The organism is Pedobacter sp. 01N416 (genome assembly GCF_056399685.1).
This window is the reverse complement of record NZ_JBFTRT010000461.1, coordinates 1-5,641: the sequence shown is the minus strand read 5'-3', so window position 1 is coordinate 5,641 and position 5,641 is coordinate 1. Positions and strand designations below refer to the sequence as shown.

Sequence of the window (5,641 nt, the reverse complement as noted above, 5' to 3'; positions counted from 1 at the left end):
GGGCTGATGTTTGTAAATATTTAATTTATATAAAATTATTTAAGTTATTGATTTTTAAATATAAATGAATTTTATGTAAATCCTTAATTTGTCGATTTTAGCTTTGTTTTTTATTGAATTTTATAGCTGATTTAAGCTTCGTTCAACATTTTTAATTGCATTAACATTATTGACTTAATTTACACTTATTAATCGATTTTCTTCGAAAATTTTATTGCCTTTTTAAATTTTTGTATAGTTTTTCAGAATTCGGCCAGGCTCCGGTAATGACTTAAAATGCAACTGGATTTTGTAATGCTCGCCGATACTTTTTGACTTTAAATGCTGGAATAACGGCTAATGTTTTAGTCTGGATTACCTGCTTTAAAATTGACTTTCAGTATGCGAAAATCTGCTTGTAAATCGCGTTCTGTTTGTAATACTTTGAAGCAAAATGTATGATGTAAATTGCTTACTCAAAATCGCTATTAATATTTGAGATTAGATTGTTGTGACAAAATGTCTTTGTTTTTTAGCGATTGCTTGAGGAGTATTTTGTAGATGTTTCTTCTTACTCTTATCTTTTGTTAATCAGTTTTTGATAAATATGATGAGTTGAAATACCAGTAATGTTGCCATAAATTGTGGGTTTAATCTAGCTTTAAGTCTGGTTTTTAACCTTGATTTCTTGCCTTAAATTTGATCTCGTAGATTAAAAATGTATGTTTTTTTGTCGTTTTAAACCCCGAAATCTGTAATAATTTGAGCTTATAATGCAATTTCCTGACGATATTCGTGAATAATGGTGTTTTCGGTACACTTTATGGTAATTTTTGTTTTTGCGCTAAAAAGCGTGTCTAATGGCATTTAAATAAGGTTTTTTATGCTTTTAAGCTTTATCCTCTGGAAACTCGAAATTGATCACTTTTCCTCAGTTGCATAGGGAAAAGCAGGTTGAAAATTAGGTTTTTGATTTTAATTTTTACCGATATTTTTATGCTGATTAACCCTAAAATGCTTTATCTTTTTGTGCTACCTTGCCAGATTTTTATTGTGGTTAAAAACTATCCTGAACTGAATGTTGATGGATTTTAGACAAGCCATTTTGCTTCTATGTGATTTGACAACTCAGATTGTATAGAATTTATATAGAAAATACCTCATGTTTGGTGCGGGTTTAAAACGAGAATTTTGGTATTTTTATTTGTTTTTTATCGCTGTTTTCTGCCGCTTTAGATCGGCTTTTTTCGGTTGGGATTTTAGCCGCTTTAACTATCCGGTTTTGTGGGGTTTTAATTGTGAATTTTTGCTAATTGATGTCTTCGGTTTCTGCACTTTTTATTGACATATTTTTTGCCAAAATAAATTAATAATAAGCCTAGATGATGTTTGCAGTTTGGCTGCCATTTCTGATTTAAAATAAAGAATATTTTGACCAATTTTATATTCAGAATTTTTGTTTTACTAGCTCCAAACTTTTAGTATACTATTGTTGGAGCACTTTCTTCCTTCATGGAGATGTTCATGCTTGTGACCGATGCTTATTTTGATCTTTCACTTTCCGACAGATTGCATTCTTTAACCTGATTTTCCTCATTTGAAGCTACCGTTTTTGTTCCGATGGTTTGATTGAACTTGGCTACTTAGCTTGTCTCTGAAGCATTAGATTCCTAATGTTTTTGGATGGTTGTTCGCTGCTTTTAATTATAAGATTTTGAATCTCTATATAAAGCGAGCTGGAGGCTTTATGGTACTAAGTAAGCGTAGTGTTGACTAGTTTTGATAAGCTTCTTCATGGCGCTTTTAACTATTCTTTGTCAGGAAATTTAATGGAGAGAATTTTAGGCATTGCGCTGTTTAGAAAGGATTAGCCACCAGCAATAGGTACAACTAAAGCCGTTCATTCAGTTGGTATCATTTCTAAAGAAAATTAAATTTATATCGTTTGTGTTTACAGTTGATTCTTTCTCTTTTTATAGATCGGATAGAGAAAAATAGAGGCCAGGATAATGGTTGCACCAATATAAAATCCACCTGTCATTTGCTCTTTGTTTTGAAAGAAAACGAAGGCTAATACTATTCCGTATACAGGTTCCAAATTGGTGATTAATGCAACTCTAAAAGCCGATAAAGTTCTCATTACCGCAACACCTGCAACGTAAGCAACGGATGTACAAAGTGTGCCGAGAAGWATAAGATAGAACCAGTTTTTGGCACTTAAGTTGAATGCTGAGTGTAACAGTGTTCCATCATATAAACGGTACAACGTGATCCAGAAAAGTGCACCAACAAGCTCATAAAAACTGATAATGGAAGGTTCACTTTTTTGTACCAATGTAGAATTTATAGTTGAAAAAAGACTGGATGCGACTGCTGCTAGCAAACCAAAAATAATTCCTAAAGTATACTGGCCTTCAAATTTAAAGATCATATATATTCCTAGTATAATCAGTAAACCGATCAGAATATCGCCCATTTGTATCGGCTGTTTTTTAATCAGCGGTTCTAAAATTGCGGTAAATAAAGTAAAGGAAGAGAGGCAAACCAAGGTTACCGAAACAGTAGAAACCTTAATGGCATGAAAGAAAAATATCCAGTGAATGGCTACAATTCCTCCCGTTAAAAAGAATTGGATGAACTGTTTTTTAGTAATCTTAATGTTCTTTTTGGTGATTAAAAACCACGCAAAAAGTGTAGCTGCGGCAATCAATACCCGGTACCAGACCATGGGCACTGCATCGATAGAAATCAATTTACCGAGCACACCCGTAAAGCCCCAAACAAATACAGTAAGATGAAGGATGAGTAAATTCTTTTTGGTAACGTCCATCGCTATTTTGGTGCTTTTCTTAATAGGTAAAAACCTAATAAGCCAAAGAATAATGTAGGCATAATAACAGCCGCAAAAGGAGGTAATCCACCTTTGGTAGAAAACATCTGTGTGAACTGATTAAATACGATATAAGCGAAGCTAATGAAGATTCCGATACCTAACGATACACCGACACCTCCTCGTACTTTACGTGATGAGAGCGCTACACCGATCAGCGTTAATACGAATGCAGAAAGCGGGTGGAGGTAACGTTTGTATTTTTCAAACTGAAGATCGTTCATTACGCCCGTTCCGCGGATTTTTTCTTTCCTAATCTTATCGGAAAGTTCCTTCGTAGTTAAATTTTGCACCACATTGTCATATGCCGAAAAATCATCCGGACGCATATCCAAAATGGTATCTTTTAACTTCCCATTACCATAAATCATGGTTTCTTTCAATCCATCGATCTTACGGATAGAGTAGTTGTTTAACTGCCATTTGCGTTTAAGCGAATCCCATTTTATATTTTCGGCAACGATCTTTTTGGTGAGTACATCTCCACTAAAATTATCCAAAGAAAACCGGTATCCTGAATTCGTTTTGTTGTCGAAATTATCAATGTAGATATAGGTTTTGTCATCCAGTTTCATATGGATGTTTGATTTTGTGGAAGGATCATTACGTTTTACATACGTATTCTCGAAGCTATTTTTTAAGGTATTGGTATAAGGAAGGATGTATAGATTTGAAAGTAAGTTGGCTGAGAAAATAATCGTAGCCGACACCAGGTAAGGAAATAAAAAACGGTTAAAACTCACCCCACCGCTTAAAATTGGTACAATTTCAGTCTGATCGGCCATTTTTGCGGTAAAGAAAATTACCGCAATAAAATTGATCAGCGGTGAAAGCATATTCACATAAAAAGGAATAGAGCCTGCGTAATATTTAGAGAGGATTCCCCAAAAACTCAGGCCACTTTTCATAAAATCATCCATCTTTTCCGACAGGTCGAACACTACAATAATGATCACAAAAATGGCCAGCGTATAAATAAATGTACCCAGGTATTTCCCGATAATATACTGATCGATGATTTTTATCCTTCCTTTTAACAGATTCATTTTATAGCTTATTGCCTAATATTTTAACCATTTTGTTTTTCCACTCGTAAAATTCACCAGCAATTATCTTTTCTCTGGCCTGTTTTACCAGCCAAAGATAAAAATGCAGATTATGCAAGGTAGCAATTTGAGCGCCAAGCATCTCCTTACTATGTACCAAATGTCTTAAATATGCTTTACTGGTTACTAAATCAGCATGAAGATCGCTCTCCGCATCCAATGGAGAGAAATCGTTCTCCCATTTTTTATTCCTGATGTTGATAATACCATTTCTGGTAAAAAGCATGCCATTTCTGGCATTTCTGGTTGGCATTACACAATCGAACATGTCGATACCCAATGCGATGTTCTCCAAAATATTGATCGGTGTACCAACGCCCATTAAATAACGTGGTTTTTCTTCTGGTAATATATTACATACCACTTCTGTCATGGCATACATTTCTTCAGCTGGCTCACCAACGGATAAACCACCGATGGCATTGCCTTCACGGTTCATGCTGGCAATAAATTCTGCCGATTTTATACGCAAATCTTTATATACCGAACCTTGAACAATAGGGAAAAGGGTCTGGTCGAAACCATATTTAGGTTCTGTACTATCGAAACGGGTGCAGCAGCGTTTTAACCAACGGTGCGTCATTTTAATTGATTGCGCTGCATAAGCATAATCGCATGGGTATGGCGTGCACTCATCAAAGGCCATAATAATATCGGCACCTATGGTACGCTGAATATCCATTGCGTATTCTGGCGTGAAAAGGTGTTTTGACCCATCAATATGAGAATGGAAAGTAACGCCTTCTTCTTTAATTTTACGAACTTTACTTAAAGAATACACCTGGTACCCGCCACTATCTGTTAAAATCGGACGGTCCCAGCCAATAAATTGATGTAATCCACCAGCCTTTTCAAGGATATCTAACCCTGGTCTTAAATATAAGTGGTAAGTATTGCCTAAAATGATTTTTGCGTCAATATCGTCTTTCAGTTCGCGCTGATGTACGGCTTTTACCGTTCCTGCAGTGCCCACAGGCATAAAAATAGGGGTTTGTATTTCGCCATGAGCAGTTGTTACCGTTCCGGCTCTGGCTTTAGATAGTGGATCGTTAGCCTGTAAACTAAATTTCATCTGTTTCTATTTATTTTTCTCCAATTGTTAGGTGGAGCTTACCACCATCAAATTACGTTTTATTAAAACTAATTGTTATTTTGACGGTAGGCGGTTCACATGTGTTTTTTCTCGTCGAAAATCTGCCAAAAATAGCAAAAATTGAKGGCATATTTTTGTTTAATTTTTTATCCACATAAAAGTGATTTACAGATTAAAAATGAGAAATTTGCGCCTATTTATTTAACCATCGTGATATTAACCCTGCTTGAAATTATTCTGCTCTCTATATTGGCTTTTTGCCTTTTGGTCCAGCTTTACTATGTACTTTTTGTTCATTTGAAATTGGCCAATGTAGGCATAGAGGAGATCCCGTTATCGGCACAAAAACCGTTAAGTGTAATTGTTTGTGCCCGAAACGAAATTGTAAATTTAGAACAGTATCTGCCTGCATTATTAAGCCAGGATTATCCGGAGTTCGAAGTTGTGGTGGTTAACGATCGCTCTTGGGATGGTACAGAGGAGTTTTTAGAACAATTAGAGAAGAAACACCGTAACCTGAAAGTAGTTAAGATTTTAGATAACGATAAATTTATAGCAGGTAAGAAATTCGCG

The 5,641-nt window shown here is 35.3% G+C and carries 4 protein-coding genes; 1 reads left to right on the top strand and 3 read right to left on the bottom strand.

Annotated features, from left to right (window positions below; translation table 11 throughout):
• Nucleotides 1-1,930: 1,930 nt before the first annotated feature.
• The 3 genes from AC1DND_RS21460 to tgt are packed head-to-tail and all read right to left on the bottom strand — an operon-like array spanning nucleotide 1,931 to nucleotide 5,047.
• Complete coding sequence (locus tag AC1DND_RS21460) at nucleotides 1,931-2,809, bottom strand: DMT family transporter (RefSeq protein ID WP_477584662.1); 879 nt, start codon at nucleotides 2,807-2,809, stop codon at nucleotides 1,931-1,933.
• 2 nt (nucleotides 2,810-2,811) lie between these two features.
• Entirely contained in the window at nucleotides 2,812-3,915 is a 1,104-nt protein-coding gene (locus AC1DND_RS21455; protein ID WP_029276231.1) for an LptF/LptG family permease, read from the bottom strand.
• A gap of 1 nt (nucleotide 3,916) precedes the next feature.
• Nucleotides 3,917-5,047 (bottom strand): tRNA guanosine(34) transglycosylase Tgt, encoded by a 1,131-nt coding sequence (tgt, locus tag AC1DND_RS21450; protein ID WP_477584661.1) that lies wholly within the window; start codon nucleotides 5,045-5,047, stop codon nucleotides 3,917-3,919.
• A 141-nt stretch (nucleotides 5,048-5,188) separates the two neighbouring features.
• On the opposite strand from tgt, the gene AC1DND_RS21445 reads away from it, so the two are divergent.
• On the top strand, nucleotides 5,189-5,641 hold a 453-nt coding region (locus AC1DND_RS21445; RefSeq protein ID WP_477584660.1), incomplete at its 3' end, for a glycosyltransferase.